Raw genomic sequence first — 17,467 nt, 5'->3', positions numbered from 1 at the left:
AGTTTTATGTCGGAGATATCAATTACAGCTCTTACTCAAGTTGCCGAGTATTTCAAAGTGCTTTCAGAAGTCAGCCGACTGCAAGTTTTGAATTGTTTAAGGTCTGGGCCTAAAAGTGTGACAGAAATTGTGGAAGCAACGGGGCTAGGTCAGGCGAATGTTTCTAAACATCTGAAAGTTTTGATGCAAGTAGGGATGGTTTCTCGCCATCCCAACGGAGTGAGCGTCTTTTATCAGATTTCCGATCCGGTAATTTTTGAGCTATGTGAAGTAGTGTGCGATCGCATCGCCACCCGTCTATTAGAACAAGTACAGCAGTTAGAACAGATCAAGGAAATAGCTGGGTAAATTTTGCGATCTACCTCTGAGGTTGTTGATTGTCATATCTCCAACCACTCCAAGCAGGAAAACCTTTGTCATCCCGCAGCGTTAGTACTTCGTTTCCTTTCTTAACAGAAGCCGCAATAATTGCTGGTTTTCCTGCAAAAGAAATTCTTGAGCCTTTAACCTCAATTTTGTCGCCTGGCTGAATTTGCATATCTTGGTTATCGATGTACCAACTTGGCCCTAAATGTACCGAAATAGTTTCCTTAGCTGTTTTCAAAGTCAAATGCACACCTTGAGACATTCCTCTAGAGGGAGTAATTGTATCTACACTGACTACTTCCCCACTGAGAGTCTCAACAGTTTGAGCATTATACATTCTGCTGTAATGATGTCCTGGCCCCCAGCCACCACTACCTCTCATCCTCATTCCTGGTTGAGCAAAAGATTGACTGACAATACCCAAACTGAGAGTAATTAATATTGCTGCTGCTAAAGCTCCTCTTTTCCTCATGACCCTCAACCTCCATCAACAAGTTAGTTTTGGAGTGCCACAATAATAGTTGTAGAAAAAGAAAATGAGGAACTTGTGAGGAGATAGTTGGTAGTTCTACTAACAACCAAATATTTGAAGCTGGAATAGTAGCTTATTATATCAAGTCGACTAATTACTTACGATATGGTTGGTTTTATTGGTAATTGCTAATTGATTTTTCCCATTACCTATTACCGACCTTCACAGATACGATCGGTGTTCACCCGAACTTGATATGAAGTGTATTTTTGGATTTCTGCAATCAGTTCATCAACGCTAACTTTCTAGCCATTTTCTAAGATAGTAATGCTGCGTTAAGCTACTCGCCGTTTGCGGTTGATAATTTTGTAATAAATAATAGCTTGGCATGTGAGTTCAGCCAAGCATTTGACATCAATAATTATCAGCTGGGAGATGTAATTATTAATTACAGTATTGCTGTAACCAGAGAAAATTCTGTTCATCCAGAACAAAAAATGGAAGTTTTATTTAGTTTGTCAGCGTCCAGTATAAAATTTGAGTGATTACAAAAATTAGACAAGCGATCGCTCAATCTCCTAGATAATATAGACAGACAAAATTGGCAAGTGACACGATGGTACGAAAAAATGCTTGCAAACTAATTGGTGGAAACGACTTAGACATCGAACCGATAGCACTCATGACACTTTAACAAATTATGAGTCAATCCCCAAAACCAAATCCCTGGCAAACTTTCAACACCTCAACCTTGCTACGCTTGCTGTTGCTGTTCGCCTGTGCTTGGGCGCTTGTTCTGCTAATTGGTTACTTCTATAACGTTATTGCCATCTTTACTACCGCTGCGATTATTGCAGCATTACTCAACTATCCAGTTAAGTGGTTGTCTCGCTATATTCCCCGGGGATTGGCAATTACAATTGTCTTCTTATTTACTGTTGCTGTGCTCATTGCTCTGGTAACTGCCCTTGGATTGGAGGTGATCCATCAAGGACAAGGACTAACTGCACGGATTGCTGATGCCCTCAAGACCCAGAATATATTACCCTTCAAAGAGTTTCTAGGCAACTTAAACTTTGAGAGGTTATTTGATACCTTACAAACGGGTTTAATCTCTGGAATAGGAATTGTTCAAAATATTTTCTCCAGTATTTTCACACTGATTTTTCTTGCTGTCATCAGTCTGTACATGCTGATTGATGGCGAAAAGCTCTGGTTTTCCTGTTTGAGATTGATACCTGCCAAGTCGCGCGATCGCTTTGCCATCACATTTCAGCGAAGTTTCCTGGGGTTTCTCCGGGGGCAATTATTGTTAATGCTATTCTTGTCAACCGCGAGTTTTATTATCTTCTCAATTTTAGGAGTCAACTATGCGTTATTTTTAGCACTCATAGTGGGAATATTAGATGCTATCCCCGGTATTGGTGCAACACTTGCAGTACTCACGGTTAGTCTCTTAATTTTGGCGTCTCAGGGCTGGGTAGTTGCCGTCAAAGTTATTATTGCTTGTATCATTCTTCAACAAATTCAAGACAATTTTGTGAGTCCGAAAGTGATGGGCAATGCCTTGGAGATAAGCCCCGTTTTACTCTTTCTAGCTCTGTTCATAGGTGAGCGAGTTGCTGGGTTACTGGGTGTGTTTCTATCTATTCCAATTGCTGGGATGATAGCCGCTTGGATGAGAGCAGAAGAAGTGGAAGCACAAGCATCTGTACCAGAGCAATCGCAAGAATTAACGAATAAATTGGAAGTTCCGCCTCCATAAAAGGGGGGACAAAGAAGACAAGGGAGACAAGGGACAGGGAGAAGACACCCTTCGGGAAGTCAAAAGTCACGCATTCAAAAGTCAAAAGTCAAAATTAGAATCTTTTGACTTGGTACTTTTAACTTGTTTTGTCTTTCTTTTCTTTTGAAGATTACTGAATCGGTGTTCTAAACGCAAAGGAACGCAGAGTCAGCGCACCAGGTAGCAGAGTATTTTTAAGGAAATTCGCTACGATTTAATGAAATACTGTACTAAGTTTTTTGAACTAACTTACTTAACTGGCTTATCTGCTATTGAAACAAAACCTCAAAGCTGACAAAGTTATTGAACAGTTACTTTGGTATCAATAGTGTTAATTAAATTATGTTTAAACTGTATAAAAAATAACTAAAATTCAAAGTTTCCATAATATTTGTTCGAGCAAGATATACCAGCTTTTTTCTCTGGTAAGTGATAGTCCATTTCTTCATGTCTAGTACAGTACGGTGCAAATAAACCTACCATACAAAATGGCGCAAAAGCCCGGAATACAATTCTTTTGACTTTTGACTTTTGAATGCGTGACTTCCGCGCAGCGGTACTAGTCACCATCAAAGCTTGTCTTACTATGAGGTAGTCAAAAATGGCGCAGCAATATTTCTCAGACAGTGAATGGGCAATTCTCATGCAGGCTCCTTTACAAGCCGTCATGGGGCTAACGCTAGCAGACAAGACCGATCCTGTCTCTTTTCTAAAAGAAGCGCAGGCAGGAATCAAGATACTTGCAGCAGAACAGCAACGCCAGGATATCACAAATGACTTGGTAGGAGCGTTGGTTGCTTCCTTAAATGAAGCTGACACTAAAGAACCCGTTCAAGGTGAGGCATTACTCTTAAAGAAGGAGTTTAAATTACTCAGAGAACTCCAGAACCTGAAGAATGCAGCAGAGGGGCGTCAGAAAGCCATTGCTCATTTTGAGCAGGTTTCATCAATTCTGGCAGCTAAGGTTACTGCCGCACAAGCAGTAGAGTTCAAATCTTGGCTGATGTCAATCGCCCAAAAAGTAGCGGAAGCGGTTAAGGAGGGAGGCTTTCTTAGTATTGGTGGTGAAAAGGTCAGCGAACCAGAAGCTTCCATGCTCAAGAAATTGGAACAGACGCTGACATTCAAGGTTTAATAGTTGCAAACACTAATTTACCATGACTGACTCTAATTTCATTCTGAGGTGTATCAATGACTGGCTTTCTCATTTCTGTTGTAGTGATTGCTATCAGTTTATTAATCATCTCCAAACTACCTACAGGCGTTGAGGTTGATAGTCCCTGGATTGCTCTGATTGCTGGAGCAATTATTGGCGCTTTCAATGGCATTTGGAGTTTATTTCCTAATTGGTTTAGAACGACAAGTACCGTTATTAGCCTGGGGTTGATTCCCTTGATTGGCAGCATCATTGTATTTGGTCTGGCAGCTTGGATAGTTGAGGGATTTAGACTCCGGTGGGGAATTGCAAGTGCGATTATTGGGGCGATCGCGCTTAGCATTGTCAACTCTATTCTTTTCTTTATCCTGCGTCAGGCAGGTTTGATCGTGTACTAAGAAGGCAGGAAAGGGCAAAGGGCAATAGGCATCGGGCAAGCGAAAAGATCCAATTCCCAATCCCTATTGCCCCTAATCCCTACAGTGTGGGGATTAGGGGCAGGGTGGACTCCATCTAGATGCAAAGCGCTGTATTAGGGATTGACGACCAGGTAATCGACAAGGAGTGGAATAGGAGAATTCCACTCAATGTTAACCCAGATACTGACTCTACCGTTACTCGGAGCAACGTTGTGGAGGGTGTACCTGGCAGCTCCGATCAACTTGCCTCCCCCAGTTGCACCTTCGCCGATTGATACGAAGACGCGAGAGTTATTTGTGACGAAGTTCCAATTAAGGTGCAATATCCACTGACCGTTTCTATTTCCCCAATTGTGTCTGTAGGTAAGGCCGGTGCCGAATAATTCTTGTGGTTCGACTCCCTCTCGTGCCTTGAATATTTGGCGAACTTCCTGCTCATTGGCATCCTGGGTTGCTTCGGCGGCGATGCCCTGTACTAATGTTTCTGGCATATCAATACTCCTTTTTTTAGCTGTGATTGCAACTTGGTATGAGACTGGTCAAATTAGAGAATCTGCTCTGCTACTTCCACCCGCAGTAGCGATCGCACGTTTTCAATTTGGTTGACAATAGTCGCCACAGAGGAACCGGCAAATAGCAGTCCTACCGCAACCGGGATGCTGTTCTCCAGCGTGACTACCAGTGAACCGGAGTCACCAGGAGCTGAAATGTTCGTGGTAACAATTTGGTCTCTGAACCGTGCTAGCCTGCCACCACCGTAATTGACATCGACCGTAGCACCAATCGCTGTAATCCTGCCGCTTGTGAAGTTTGTGGTGCGTCCGGTCTTATACACGCGCGTCCCTACCGTTACATTCTGCTTCCGCCGCCAGCCCCGTACGTAGCCAATCCAGTAAATCTCGCGATCTAGATCGTGGAACTGACCTTCGGCAATAGCTGCGTCTACAAGGTTATTGTGCTGTGCCCTCGGTATTGGTGGCTCAAACTCAATCGGGATGAATCTGCTGAGGTTAGCAATGCGGTCAGATGGATCGACACCTCCATCAAACGGCCCCGGCTGAAGGATGCGATCGCCAATAGTTGCATTATTGCTGTTTGCCAGGACGTGGTTGTTGCTGAGGATATAGTAACGGGATGGTACACCTACTCCATGCGTGGGCGGGTTAATGGAACCTCCCGGTAGGATGTCATACACGCAAGTAGCGATAGTACCCGCCGTAATCCTAAAATGACCGACACTGTAGCCACCTTCCGCTGGGCGGGTACGTCTGGCCAGAAGCTCAATGGTGGGTTTCTCTAGTGGCTCGACTGTTTCGCTGACACGGTAGCCTCCTGTGAGCAGACCATCGCCGGGTTGTATGATCTCGGTTCTTAGCTGCGATGGTTGCTGCTGGCGCAACTCGCCCACGTGAGCGAAAAGATAACCTACTTCAAGGACATCGGTTTGCATATCTGCCAATGTCTGCGGCACCAGGTCAGCTTCTCTCAACTCATCCCTCGGTAACTTGCGGCTGACTAGTGTCACCAGAGCTGGTTCACCTGTAGGCTCCCCATCCCTCCACTTCATGCCAACTCCCATACCAACAACATTGGGGCGTAGTCGCTGTGGATCCATAAATTCTTCAACGGCAGCAGCATGAGCTTTTTGTGCTTCTGCTGTAGCCTCTGGTGACAACGTCATCCTTTGCATCATATTGTCATCTAGTTTCATATTAAATCTCCTTTTTTTATTGGCTTTGTGCTGTCACGATGCCAATCTCTTCTACGTCTGTTTCACATCCCTCTATAGACTTGGGGACAATTTCCTGCGGCTGCAATTCCGACTCCGGAACTTTACGCTCCACAAAGACCTTAATGACTGGCTTGCCTTCTTTCTCACCGATGCCAACGCCTGTAACGTTGGGCAGCCTCATCAGTTGATCCTCGTGTTTCTGCTTCACGGTCTCAATATTGTTCATTGCGATCGCCTCCTTTCACAAACGGAACATTTATTGTTGTTGAGGCAACGCCTCAATAGATCCAGTCACTTCTGTATCTACTTTGAATCCGTCAAGTTGAGTTGGTATTTGCTTTTTCAACTTTGGAAATTCATTTTCTAAATACACTTTGATACAAGGAGCACCTTCACATTCACTAATTCCGACACCAACTACACCATCAATAGCCATTAACTCAGATTCATTTTGCTCTTTTACTTGTTCAATGTTTTGTCTGGGTGACACCTGTTTTTGTGCCTGTGTTAATATCGATGATGGTGTCAATAGTAACCCTAGTAACACGATAATTACAAAGGCAAAAATTAATATAGTCTTCATATTTCTGCCTTACTTATTTACTTCTAAAAAACTTGAAAGCTTTTATCTAATTTACTAAGACAAAAACCAATTGCTGAGATAGTTAAACCCCTAGACTCTTTTATACTCAAAATAAAGAATCTTCTTGAGCCTGACAACTTACTTTTAATATGATTTATGGGAAACAACGAAAAAAGATTTTACCCTTTGTCTAAACACCCCATAGCGTCTCTCTACACTAAAAATATATGGTTTCAGTATCAAATCACATTAAATGCAAGTTAATTCCAAATATGTTTATAACTCACAGTCTCACTATAATAATTAGTCTTTAAATCAGCTATAAATGTAAATATAAAAATATAATTTTTCAAAAAAACATATACTTTCAGTAGCAATAACTCATACCAAATCTGACCAAATAACCCCCTTTATTACTTCAACTGAATCAATGGCAGTAAAAGCAAACTTCCTGACTTGTAAACGCAATTTACATTCATGCTAGTGGGTGATTGTCCATGAGGAGATTTTTCTGTTAAAAAGCTTATTGACTCATCCCTTTGTAACAAAATAATAAGTCTCATATTTTGCTTATTCTGGCTCATCGATATTGTGTATGCGATCGCCGAACTTGTTATCCTGTTTAATCCCCTAACAGAGACTTTATCTCTAACAGCTTCTTATATGGCGTCTGACTGTGGTCAAACTCCAAGTTAAAATTTATAAAGTCAAAAATCAAAAGATAAAATGCATATAAAACCCTACGTACCAGAGTTTCTCCTATTTGTGCAGCATGGTTGGGCTGATGATAACCAACAAATGAAGGCTCTGGCTCGTAGCTTGGTTACGGAAACAACCGTGATTATTGCACCTAATCTGGGATACATTCAGACCTGGATTAGCATAACTCCCCTAATCGAGCTTGTAGAAAACATTGCCAGCAAGCAAATAGATAACTATTCGGATGTACCGATTAGGATTATTGGTCATTCGATGGGCGGTTTAATCTGGTTAGAAGTACTGAAACTGCATCCAGAATGGTGGTCTAAGATACACTCGCTCGTTTTGATTGCATCGCCAGTTGGGGGAGCAGACTTGGGGCGAATTATTGACCCGTTTGGCTTAGGAATCGGAATTGCTCGTGACTTGGGAATAAATCGTAAAATCATCGCTGAAAAAATTGCTGCTGTTATCCCAACTTTAGCGATCGCAGGAGATATTGACGGTGGCAGTGACGGTACAATTCCCGTAGAATGTACAAAGTTTCCCAATGCTTTGTTCACCTACCTGCCTGGTCTATCCCACGCTGCATTAAGAAATCATCCAGCCGTCGTGTCTGTAATTAGCGAATTCTGGTTGGATTCTACAATTGGTGAAGCCATCGCTTTTGACGAAATCATTCGACGGTTACACGACGTACCAGGTATTACGGATGGTCATTGGCGAGACTTTAGCAAAGCTGAAATCTTGATGAACCTCAACAACGGTGGTACAATCCGAACTTGGAGAAATCTCCTAGGGGTAGACCACGTGTTTGTCGCGTCTCCAGAGGGGCAATGTTTATATGCAGGTTTTGTGGGTTGGATGCACTCTGAAGATCTACGTCGAGCTTTAGAAGAAATTAGGCAAACATATGCGGTCTTTTAAGTTGTTAGGTCGTGTCTGTTAACTGGGGTTGGGGGCATAGGGCATAGTTAATAACCACCAACTACTAACAGTTAACCACTAACTACTTACGCGTATACCTATGCTTTACTCCTACAGGAAAATATTCTGGATCGCTTGTTGGGACTAATGCAATTTGTGGCATTTGATATTCTGGTGGAACATAGTTAGCAAATTCGCTGTTGAGGCGCAATAGTTGGGTGAGAATGGAAGATGTTATGGCTTGCCTTCTTTGTTCGTTACCTTCTTCTCCTGGCGCTAATTCCACAACTATAGATAAAAACCGGTTTTGATCTGCATCTTCTTTTACCTGCATGACAAACTTGCCCGTAACCCAATCTCTAATTTCTGGCTGTTCTAATCCCACACTTACATTTTCAGGGTAGATATTCGCACCAAAGTAAGAGACGGTAAAGTTAGAGCGTCCGAAAACATAAACAAAAGGCAATGGGCGCACACCTCTACCACCATGAGCTTGTAACTCAGTCACCGGATCGAAACCGTACTGCGCCAAAAACTGCTGCATAGCATTGTAATTAATTATACCACCAGTATCCAAAATATTGTAACGCACTAAGGGAATACCGTTGTCTCCAGAAAAGAGCAATGCACGATCTTTGACTTCAAAAAAACGACTGACTGGGTCATACTGTACGAGTGTGGGTAAACGAGATTCACCAAACAGAGTGCGCGCCGCCTCTGGATGTGCTGCTAAGAAACGGCGAATACAGATACTTAAGGGTGTTTCATTGCCCAATACACCTGCATCTGCTGTGCCATAGAGTGATGCAGAATCGTAGCAGGGATGTTGAAAACCTACTCTTTCACCTACCAAACTGCGCCATTCCTCACTAAACACCTCTCCTGCCATCACCAATTTAATTTGATACCGTTGCCATTCAATGCCGCGAGCAATGCCTGTATCAATCACATCTTTGAGGAATGGTGGATATCCTAACAATACAACTTGTTCAAAAGCAATACCGAGTTCCTGGACTACCCGCAAAATTTCTTCTTTATTGTTACCTGGAGTAATTACGGTAACAGGATAACCTTTGCTGGCAAGATAGCGACAGCAATTGGTGGTATACATTCCCCCTACCCAGGTTCCTAAAGTGAAACAAATTACAGCGAGAGTGCGTTTAGTATCAGCAGCAAAACTGTCGTGAAATATCTGCTCGAAGCGTGTGGCTATTTGTAACTCATCTGTGAAGAAACGCGGCCAAAATGTCGGTTTTCCTGTCGAACCAGAAGAAACAGCAATCATGTCGCACATTTCTAGCTGCCCGTGGCGACATAAGTTTGCTAAAGGATGACGCAGAAGGTAATTTTCTTTAGTAATCAGCGGCAGTGTTTGAAAATCTGCAAAGGTTTGAATAGAGTCGGGATTGATTGCATGTTCTGCCAAGAAATGTTTGTATGCAGGTACACTAGTAGCTACATCATGAAATAATGACAAAACTGAGGCAGCCCCGTGCGGGAATTCCTCCTGTTGGGGCGACTGCTGTGCTGATTCGACTCTAGTGTGGAGATGCTGTTGTATGAGTATATCTAAGGGGGTATTTAAAAAATCTGTATATGCGCTAACTGCCCGCTGCCGTTGTGATTCGGTATTCATGATGTTTGTTGGTTGTTGGTTGTTGGTTGTTGGTTGTTGGTTGGTGGTTGGTGGTTAGTAGTTAGTAGTTGTAGAGACGTGCCATGGCACGTCTGTACATTGGTTAGTGGTTAGTAGTTAGTGGTTAGTGGTTAGTGGTTGGTGATTGTTAACTATGCCCAATGCTCAATGCCCGATGCCCACTCTCCCACTGCTCCACTCTCCCACTCAAGATTGAGAGGGATGTCCGTAATAACGGTTATCTTTGTTGTAGCTAAATAATAAAACCTTTTATCTATTCTTCAGCACCATGCAGGTTTATTGCAGTAGACAACACGCCAATAAAGGGAGTAATCGCTTTTGTACCGAGTGTGGTGAACCTTTGCCTATTCATCAGGAAGAGTTGATAGCCAAGCGCTATCGGATTGTAAAGTTATTAGGGCAAGGGGGTTTTGGACGTACTTATTTGGCGGAGGATGTGAAGCAATCCGGGCAAGAGTGCGTGCTGAAGGAATTTGCACCCCAAGTAGAAGAACAGCAGAATTTAAAAAAAGCTAAAGAGTTGTTTGAGCGAGAAGCTAGTGTACTGCAAAAACTTCAGCATCCCCAAATTCCCCGCTTTCACACCTCACTGCAAGCAAAGATTGGCAATCATGATTTTTTCTTTTTGGTGCAAGACTATGTGGAGGGTGACAATTACCAGGAGTTGCTAGAAAAACGTCTTGCTCAAGGAGAAAATTTTAGCGAAGAAGAGGTAATTAAACTCCTGCAACAACTTTTACCTGTGTTGTCCTACATCCACTCTCAAAATGTGGTTCACCGCGATATCTCTCCTGATAATTTAATTTGGCGATATTCTGATAGCCTACCAGTTTTGATTGATTTTGGCGGTGTGAAACAATTACCTGCTTCTCAGGGTTTTTGGTTTACTCAACTGGGTGGAATCCGGACTTTGTTGGGAAAGAAAGGCTATGCGCCAGAAGAACAGCTACGCCAGGGCAAAGCCTTTCCGAGTAGCGATTTGTATTCTTTGGGGGTGACGGCGCTGGTGCTGCTGACAGGAAAGGAACCACAAAAACTCTATGACGGCTATCAGGGAACTTGGCGTTGGGGAACGGAAATCAAAACGAGTTCTCACCTGGAAGCTGTGTTAAAAAAAATGCTGGCTTATAAACCTAGCGATCGCTATCAAAGTGCGGATCAAGTCCTCAAAGATTTACAATCGCCTACCCCTACCAAAACTGTCAATCCCCATGTTACTAAACTCCGGACTATGGTAGTTGCACCTGTTGGGCGAAAACGCGCCCAAGCCCTGGCTACCAAATTCAACAACAAAACACAAGCGATCGCTCAAACTCTAAACATACCTGTTTGGCTGCGTCCGTTTGCTGTAAGCATGGCAGCAACAACCGTAGCCGCTTTGACTTTCGTTGGTTCTTGGGCGCTGGTAAATGCCGTTATTCAGGGCGTATCATCAATTACGATTCCTACGATCACTCTCCCTAAATTTCCAGATGGTTCTAATTCCCCGACGAAACCATCGGGTAACTTGGATAAGCAGGAAGCAACCCGGATCGCTAAAATTATCGATCGCCGCCAACAGCTAGAAATTCCAGAAGGATTTTTTATTCAAACGGTAGATAAAATTTTTTATACTGATAATCCAGAGCTAAAAGGGCGTTCCCTCACCTCTAATTCAGAAGATGCAAGATTCCGAAAAGAATGGTACAGTCATGCTGACAAGTTATTAAAAAAAATAGAACAAGCTGATCTCAGTACAAGTGCGCGTCGGAAATTGGGAAGCTATAGCCCACGAGATTACGCAACTTGGCAGCAAAAAGCCCAAGCAGGTCAGTTAGGTGATTATACAATCGAGCAACTGCAAACAGAAACAAATCGAAAATTTGACCGATTATTTCCAGGACAACGACGTGGCAATGGGAAACTAGATCGGAGTACATTTGCTCAAATATGGTATGCGATCGCAGCCGATCAAGTGGGTAAACTAGAATCTGCTAATTAGGGAATAGTTAGTAGATAGTGGTTGTAGAGACGTGCCATGGCACGTCTGTACATTGGTTAGTGGTTAGTAGTAAGCAGCCAACAACTACCAAATGACCAATGACTATTGACTATTGACTATTGACCCTTGACCCTTGACTATTGACTATTGACTATGAATTCTGTTTATTGCTCCAAAGGACACGAAAACCCGTCAGGTAGTCGCTTTTGCCTTCATTGCGGCGAGAAGTTGGATGCTGCGGCTAGTCAGGGTATTCAATCGGGGCAAACTTTGGGCGATCGCTATTTAATTGTGCATCAACTCGGTCAAGGAGGGTTTGGACGCACTTATTTAGCTGAAGATATCAACCGCTTCCGGGAACTCTGCGTTTTAAAGGAATTTTCCCCTCAAGTTCAAACTGCCTACGTGTTGCAAAAAGCAGAAGAATTATTTCAAAGGGAAGCTACTGTTCTTTACAAACTGCAACATCCGCAAATTCCCCGTTTTCGCGAGTTATTTCGCAGTAACTTAAATGGCAAGGAATACTTATTTTTAGTACAGGATTACGTAGAAGGACAAACTTACCGCGCATTGTTAGATACGCGCCTGCGACAAGGTTTACGGTTTACAGAAGCAGAAGTACGCCAACTATTACAGCAAATCCTACCTGTCTTAGAATACATCCACTCTTTGGGAGTTATACACCGCGATATCTCCCCAGATAACTTAATGCTTCGCAATGTTGACCAACTGCCAGTATTAATTGATTTTGGCGGTGTCAAACAAGTAGCAGCAACCGTCGCCTCTCAATATTACCAAGCTAACGCCGGCGCTGTGACACCACCAGCAACCTTACTGGGCAAGTTTGGATATGCTCCTCCAGAACAGATGCACTCAGGTTTGGTAGAACCTCACAGCGATCTGTATGCTTTAGCAGCGACGGTGTTAGTTTTGCTTACAGGCAAACAACCATCAGAACTAATTGATAGTTATACTCTCAATTGGCAATGGCGACGAGAAATTAGCCTCAGTCCCAATTTAGGGGCAGTGTTGGATAAAATGCTCTCTCCATCCCCCCAAGAACGTTATCAAAGTGCTCGTCAAGTTCTGCAAGCCCTCACCCCGCCCATTGTCCCAACTCAGCCTCCTGCCCCAGTTGCAGCCTCAAATCCACCAACCGCCCTCACCGTCGCCGTCGCCCCCTCTCTCCCCACCACCCCATCTCCCCATCCCCCCATCTCCCCCTCTCCCACTTGGTGGACGCCAGGAAAAATCATTTTGGTGTTCTTATTATTTACCTGTGCTGCTGGCGTTAGCTTTTGGGGAGCGAGTAACTTGATCTCGTTGCGTTCTCGTGGTGATGGTTCAGACAATGTCACCTCACAGCCGACACCAACATTTAGCCCAACTCCGCAACCCGTCGATCCTCTGGCTAAATATTCACCTGAAGAACGGGCGCGTAAAGAAAGATTAGGCGATCGCCGTCAACAATTAGGTATTGATGAAAATTTTTATGTGAGCTTGGTAAATCAGGTATTTTGGGATCAAAATCCTACCCTGCAAAGACGCAGTCTCACCGACGAATCCACAGATGCCCAATTGCGGAAAGAATGGGATAACACCGCCTCTCAAGTATTGCAAAAGTTGACGCAACTGAGTTCAGAGGCTAGGCGGCGACTGGGTACCTACGGAGGAGCCGATCGCGATCGCTGGAAAGTCGAAGTCAACAACCTGAATGTATCTAGCCGTGCTTTGTACGATTTAGGGGATGCAGCATTCTTCCAGCAATTTCCAGAACGGGAAGGTAAGAATTTTATCAATCAGCCTATTGGACAAGTTTGGCACGGGTTTGTTGCCGATCAACTCAACGCTATTGCTGCCAGAAGTGCTTTCCAAAAAATTGTCTTTGATCCCAGTGCTACTAGCAAAACAGTCAATGGCAACCTCAAAGACTCAGCTGGCAAAGTTTTTATAGCTGATTTACGCCAAGATCAATTCATGGAAGTAAAGCTAGAGGCAAATTCTCAAGTTTTGTGGTCAATTTATTCTCCTACGGGCGAATACCGATTGTTAGAAGATTCCAAAAAGCGATCGTGGTCAGGTACACTGCCAGAAAGCGGATTTTATGAATTTGTGATTGTGTCGCGAAGACCTAATCCACTCGATTATCAACTAACTTTGACAGTGGAAAATCCCACGCCAACACCATCGCCAACACCAACCCCCAGCGATACACCCACATCAGAACCTTCACCCACCCCTACATCTAGTGAGACAGCCACACCGACACCTGATGAGACAGCTACACCAACACCAGAACCAACTCCCATACCAGAATGAATTAGTCAATAGTCATTGGTCATTGGTCATTGGTCATTGGTCATTTGGTAGTTGTTGGCTGCTAACCACTAACCACTAACCACTAACCAATGTACAGACGTGCCATGGCACGTCTCTACAACCACTAACCACTAACCACTAACCACTGTCTCTTTAAGTTATATTTTGAACACCTATTATTCAGAAATCGCTCGTCAAAATTTTTGTATTTAATTTCTGCTTTTATGTAATAATTGTATTTCTGTGCATAAAAGCATAAAAAAGTCTAAAGTCTCGCGGCGAACTTCAAAGTCCAAGAAGTAGCCTGATTCATCTTGGGGTTGATTTTTCGTTAGTTGTTGTAAAGGTGGAAGAATTGGAAAAGCAATCTTACCCCCCCGAAGAATTATCTTCGGTTCCTGTTGGCAGACACTGCATTTTAGAACTGTACGGCTGTCCAATCGGTTTACTCAATGATATCGGGTTCATTAGAGAGGCTTTACAAGCAGCTGCTAAGACAGCCAAGTCTACTCTGCTCAAAGAGATATCATACCAATTTGAACCATACGGAGTGACTGCACTAGCACTGTTAGCCGAATCTCACATATCGATTCATACTTGGCCAGAAAACGGCTATATAGCAGTAGATGTGTTTACCTGCGGTCAACATACAAATCCAGAAAAAGCTTGCGAATATCTTGTCAAAGCTTTTCAAGCTAATAACCATGTACTGATGACACTTCCTCGGGGTAGGTTATCACCTACTATTCAACCAACAATCAAGCAGTTGGAACAAACGCTGCTGGTAAATATACGATCGTGATATTGTTGGCAATTAACCTGTCTTGAAAGAGCCAAGAGGCAGAAGAAAAGAGGAAGAAAGAAGAAGCATAAAGTATTTTCGTGCTTTTTTGCGTGATGAAATCACATGAGTGACTGTTTTGAAAGTCTACTTTCATCATCCGTTGTCAACCTAGTTCATAGTTCTACCCAGTCGCGTACTTAGATATAAAACCCCACCCTTTTTCCTTCCCCTTGCTAAGGGGAGAGGTGCCGTCAGGCGGGGTGGGGTAAAATTACATTTTTGAACGCGATTGAGTATTAAATACAGTTTAGTGTGTTACGGGCTTCCCGCCCGCTTGAACATTCAAGGTGCAAAACCTCCACGAACAATTATGCCCACAACGAGGGAATGAAAATCTCTTCCCCTTTTCCCTTTTCCCTTTCCCCTATTTTCAAGCTAGATATGAAATCAAACATTGACTGACAAAAAATGCATTTAGCGATCGCCCAATCAGCCTAATAAATAGAGAAAGTAGAGAGAGTAATTCTATGCCAGGTAGCGATGTGGGTGCAGATTTGTGGGTAAACGAATACATCACTCCTTGGGATATATACGCACACGGAGTGACAGCGGTACTTGCTTACCAGAAAACTGCATACCAAGAAATGTATATTGTAGAGACGGGAACCTACGGCAAAGCGCTGGTTCTAGATGGCAAATGGCAATCTTGTACTGGTGATGAGTTTTTATACCATGAGCCGTTGGTGCATCCTGCCATGATTTTTCACGGCGAACCACGTAAGGTATTAATTCTGGGTGGCGGAGAAGGAGCCACCGCTAGGGAAGTCCTGCGATGGCAGACAGTAGACAAGGTTGTGATGATTGACATTGATGGCGAAGTGGTGGAAGCTTGCAAGCAACACCTGAGCGAAATGCATCAGAATGCCTTTGACGACCCCCGCCTACATGTGGTAATAGCGGACGCTCTTGATTTTTTAGATACCACTGATGAAGAATGGGATGTGATTATTTCTGACCTCAGCGATCCCATTGAGTCAGGGCCATCATTTCAGTTGTTCACCAAGGAATACTTTGAGAAAGCCCGGCGGGTGTTGTCACCAAAAGGGTTTTTTGTTGTCCAAGCAGGCCCTGTTTCACCAGGAGAATTAACCCTCCACGCTCGTTTGGCAAAAACTCTAAATACAGTTTTTCCGAATGTGCAGTCCTACAGCAGTCACACCTGCACCTATGGCAGACCGTGGGGTTTTATCCTGGGTTCACAGGTTGAGATCCATACCCGACCCGACCCAGAAAAGATAGACCAACTGTTGCAGGAAAAAACTAGCGGCGGATTCCGGATGTTAGATGGGATTGCACTTTTGGGAATGCTACACCTGCCATTGCATCTTAGAAAAGCGATCGCCAACGAAACCCAAGTTTACACCCTCGCCGAACCTCCGAAATTTTTTGGGCAAGGCTCGGTAAAGTAGGAAAAAAGAAGGACAAGGAGGACAAAACAAGTCAAAAGTCAAAAGTCAAAAGTCAAAAGTCAAAAGTAAAGATTCTAATTTTGATTTTTGACTTGATATTTTTGACTTCCCGAAGGTGTCTCCCCCCTCTCCCTTGTCTCCCTCATCTTCCTAATAGCTCAAGTGAAGCAAGTTTAAGGGGTCAAGCCTTCAATCTTGGATGATCAGAATTTTCTGCTCCAAATAATGCTGAAGCAAGCGATCGGTTTTGATAAATTGCCGTATTTCAGTTACCTGCTCGCTACTAATTTCAGTCACTCCAGGAACAAAACATATTCCCAAAATAGATATGTTAGGTGGAAGATATTTCCCGGTTAGTTTATAATTTACTGTTGCCATAAGCTCACCATTTCTTCTAAAGCAATCGCGTAGTGGAAATCTTCTATTGGGCTGTCGCTCTTGACAAGTAGGCTATGCTAAATCATGTGACTAATGCCCAATAGAAATATATGGCTTAGATGGTTGAGTGATAGACTCAAACCACTCATTGAGCGCAATTCCTTCATTGAGAAATCCCTTAAGAGATTCCTCAAAGGTTAATTTAGGCAGGAATAACTTGAACAATCAGTGAGCGTTTATCAAGCGACTGAACTTTACCCACTGAACTTAGATTACTTACAATGCGGTCTAGCAGTTCTCCAGCATGAGCGCGATTTTGATGTTCTCGACCTCGTAAACGAATGACAAACTTTACTGAATCGCCTTTACTCAACCACTGAACGGCTTGATTGATGCGTAAATTATAATCAGCTATACCCACATTTGGACGTAGCCTAACTTCCTTAACGGTTGGTCTAGCGCTTTGGTTCTGACGTTTTTTCTTTTGATACTGAAGCTTGCCATAGTTGAGAATCTTCGCTACTGGAGCGTCTTTGCCTTCGGAGACTACAACTAAGTCAAGATCTACGCTCTGAGCTAGCTCTAGAGCCTCACGGGTATCAGTCAGACCACGATTGTTATTCTCATGGTCAATCAAGAAGACTTGAGGTGACTTGATTTGTGAGTTAATTAGTTGCTTTTGGACTACGATAATGATTTCCTCTTAATTGTTCAACATTTTGCTTTGCAAGTAATACCA

General features: G+C 43.4%; 18 protein-coding genes. 9 read left to right on the top strand and 9 right to left on the bottom strand.

The window, feature by feature from the left end; genetic code table 11:
- The first annotated feature begins 6 nt into the window (after window positions 1-6).
- Window positions 7-348 carry an ArsR/SmtB family transcription factor gene (locus FIS9605_RS0122410; protein WP_026734598.1) on the top strand — a complete coding sequence of 114 codons (342 nt, stop codon included), beginning with the start codon at window positions 7-9 and terminating at the stop codon, window positions 346-348.
- Between the two features lie 10 nt (window positions 349-358).
- On the opposite strand, the gene FIS9605_RS0122405 is transcribed toward FIS9605_RS0122410, so the two are convergent.
- On the bottom strand, window positions 359-838 hold the full coding sequence (locus FIS9605_RS0122405; protein ID WP_026734597.1) for a DNA-binding protein: 480 nt from the start codon (window positions 836-838) through the stop codon (window positions 359-361).
- 335 nt (window positions 839-1,173) lie between these two features.
- Complete coding sequence (locus FIS9605_RS44280) at window positions 1,174-1,323, bottom strand: hypothetical protein (protein ID WP_197036112.1); 150 nt, start codon at window positions 1,321-1,323, stop codon at window positions 1,174-1,176.
- A gap of 215 nt (window positions 1,324-1,538) precedes the next feature.
- Between FIS9605_RS44280 and FIS9605_RS0122400 the strand changes: the two genes are divergently transcribed.
- The 3 genes from FIS9605_RS0122400 (at window position 1,539) to FIS9605_RS0122390 (ending at window position 4,178) form a co-directional block, all read left to right on the top strand.
- The gene (locus tag FIS9605_RS0122400) at window positions 1,539-2,603 is read left to right on the top strand and encodes an AI-2E family transporter (protein WP_026734596.1); all 1,065 of its coding nucleotides are present in this window, start codon (window positions 1,539-1,541) and stop codon (window positions 2,601-2,603) included.
- 622 nt (window positions 2,604-3,225) lie between these two features.
- The gene (locus FIS9605_RS0122395) at window positions 3,226-3,759 is read left to right on the top strand and encodes a hypothetical protein (RefSeq protein ID WP_026734595.1); all 534 of its coding nucleotides are present in this window, start codon (window positions 3,226-3,228) and stop codon (window positions 3,757-3,759) included.
- A 56-nt stretch (window positions 3,760-3,815) separates the two neighbouring features.
- Window positions 3,816-4,178 (top strand): phage holin family protein, encoded by a 363-nt coding sequence (locus tag FIS9605_RS0122390; RefSeq protein ID WP_026734594.1) that lies wholly within the window; start codon window positions 3,816-3,818, stop codon window positions 4,176-4,178.
- A 134-nt stretch (window positions 4,179-4,312) separates the two neighbouring features.
- Here FIS9605_RS0122390 and FIS9605_RS39935 read toward each other — a convergent pair whose 3' ends face one another.
- From FIS9605_RS39935 to FIS9605_RS44275, 4 genes are read right to left on the bottom strand one after another with little or no spacing between them, the layout of a single operon-like run.
- On the bottom strand, window positions 4,313-4,690 hold the full coding sequence (locus FIS9605_RS39935) for a hypothetical protein (RefSeq protein WP_051470097.1): 378 nt from the start codon (window positions 4,688-4,690) through the stop codon (window positions 4,313-4,315).
- Window positions 4,691-4,743: 53 nt separating this feature from the next.
- Window positions 4,744-5,910 carry a hypothetical protein gene (locus tag FIS9605_RS0122380; RefSeq protein ID WP_026734593.1) on the bottom strand — a complete coding sequence of 389 codons (1,167 nt, stop codon included), beginning with the start codon at window positions 5,908-5,910 and terminating at the stop codon, window positions 4,744-4,746.
- Window positions 5,911-5,926: 16 nt separating this feature from the next.
- A complete protein-coding gene (locus tag FIS9605_RS0122375; RefSeq protein ID WP_197036111.1) occupies window positions 5,927-6,139 on the bottom strand; it encodes a hypothetical protein in 213 nt (70 codons plus the stop codon).
- A 48-nt stretch (window positions 6,140-6,187) separates the two neighbouring features.
- Complete coding sequence (locus tag FIS9605_RS44275; RefSeq protein WP_197036110.1) at window positions 6,188-6,514, bottom strand: hypothetical protein; 327 nt, start codon at window positions 6,512-6,514, stop codon at window positions 6,188-6,190.
- Between the two features lie 726 nt (window positions 6,515-7,240).
- Here FIS9605_RS44275 and FIS9605_RS0122365 point away from each other — a divergent pair.
- The gene (locus tag FIS9605_RS0122365; protein WP_026734590.1) at window positions 7,241-8,140 is read left to right on the top strand and encodes an alpha/beta fold hydrolase; all 900 of its coding nucleotides are present in this window, start codon (window positions 7,241-7,243) and stop codon (window positions 8,138-8,140) included.
- Between the two features lie 82 nt (window positions 8,141-8,222).
- Here the strand turns inward: FIS9605_RS0122365 and FIS9605_RS0122360 are convergent, their stop codons facing one another.
- Window positions 8,223-9,776: a phenylacetate--CoA ligase family protein gene (locus tag FIS9605_RS0122360; protein WP_026734589.1), complete on the bottom strand. Its 1,554-nt coding sequence runs from the start codon at window positions 9,774-9,776 to the stop codon at window positions 8,223-8,225.
- Between the two features lie 289 nt (window positions 9,777-10,065).
- Here FIS9605_RS0122360 and FIS9605_RS0122355 point away from each other — a divergent pair, with 289 nt between their 5' ends.
- The 4 genes from FIS9605_RS0122355 to FIS9605_RS0122340 all read left to right on the top strand — a co-directional run bounded on the left by FIS9605_RS0122355 (window position 10,066) and on the right by FIS9605_RS0122340 (window position 16,350).
- The gene (locus FIS9605_RS0122355) at window positions 10,066-11,778 is read left to right on the top strand and encodes a serine/threonine-protein kinase (protein WP_026734588.1); all 1,713 of its coding nucleotides are present in this window, start codon (window positions 10,066-10,068) and stop codon (window positions 11,776-11,778) included.
- 153 nt (window positions 11,779-11,931) lie between these two features.
- Window positions 11,932-14,097 (top strand): serine/threonine-protein kinase, encoded by a 2,166-nt coding sequence (locus FIS9605_RS0122350; protein ID WP_026734587.1) that lies wholly within the window; start codon window positions 11,932-11,934, stop codon window positions 14,095-14,097.
- Window positions 14,098-14,443: 346 nt separating this feature from the next.
- A complete protein-coding gene (gene speD, locus FIS9605_RS0122345) occupies window positions 14,444-14,899 on the top strand; it encodes an adenosylmethionine decarboxylase (protein WP_026734586.1) in 456 nt (151 codons plus the stop codon).
- Between the two features lie 509 nt (window positions 14,900-15,408).
- On the top strand, window positions 15,409-16,350 hold the full coding sequence (locus FIS9605_RS0122340; protein WP_026734585.1) for a fused MFS/spermidine synthase: 942 nt from the start codon (window positions 15,409-15,411) through the stop codon (window positions 16,348-16,350).
- Window positions 16,351-16,539: 189 nt separating this feature from the next.
- On the opposite strand, the gene FIS9605_RS0122335 is transcribed toward FIS9605_RS0122340, so the two are convergent.
- Together FIS9605_RS0122335 and infC are read right to left on the bottom strand one after the other, a co-directional pair.
- Window positions 16,540-16,728, bottom strand: a complete 189-nt coding sequence (locus FIS9605_RS0122335) for a hypothetical protein (RefSeq protein WP_026734584.1) — start codon at window positions 16,726-16,728, stop codon at window positions 16,540-16,542.
- 202 nt (window positions 16,729-16,930) lie between these two features.
- Window positions 16,931-17,398 (bottom strand): translation initiation factor IF-3, encoded by a 468-nt coding sequence (gene infC, locus FIS9605_RS0122330; protein WP_269321066.1) that lies wholly within the window; start codon window positions 17,396-17,398, stop codon window positions 16,931-16,933.
- Between the last annotated feature and the right edge of the window lie 69 nt (window positions 17,399-17,467).

This window comes from Fischerella sp. PCC 9605, assembly GCF_000517105.1.
Taxonomy (GTDB): Bacteria; Cyanobacteriota; Cyanobacteriia; order Cyanobacteriales; family Nostocaceae; genus PCC9605.
The sequence above is the reverse complement of the archived record's forward strand: the minus strand, read 5'-3'. Positions and strand labels throughout refer to the sequence as shown.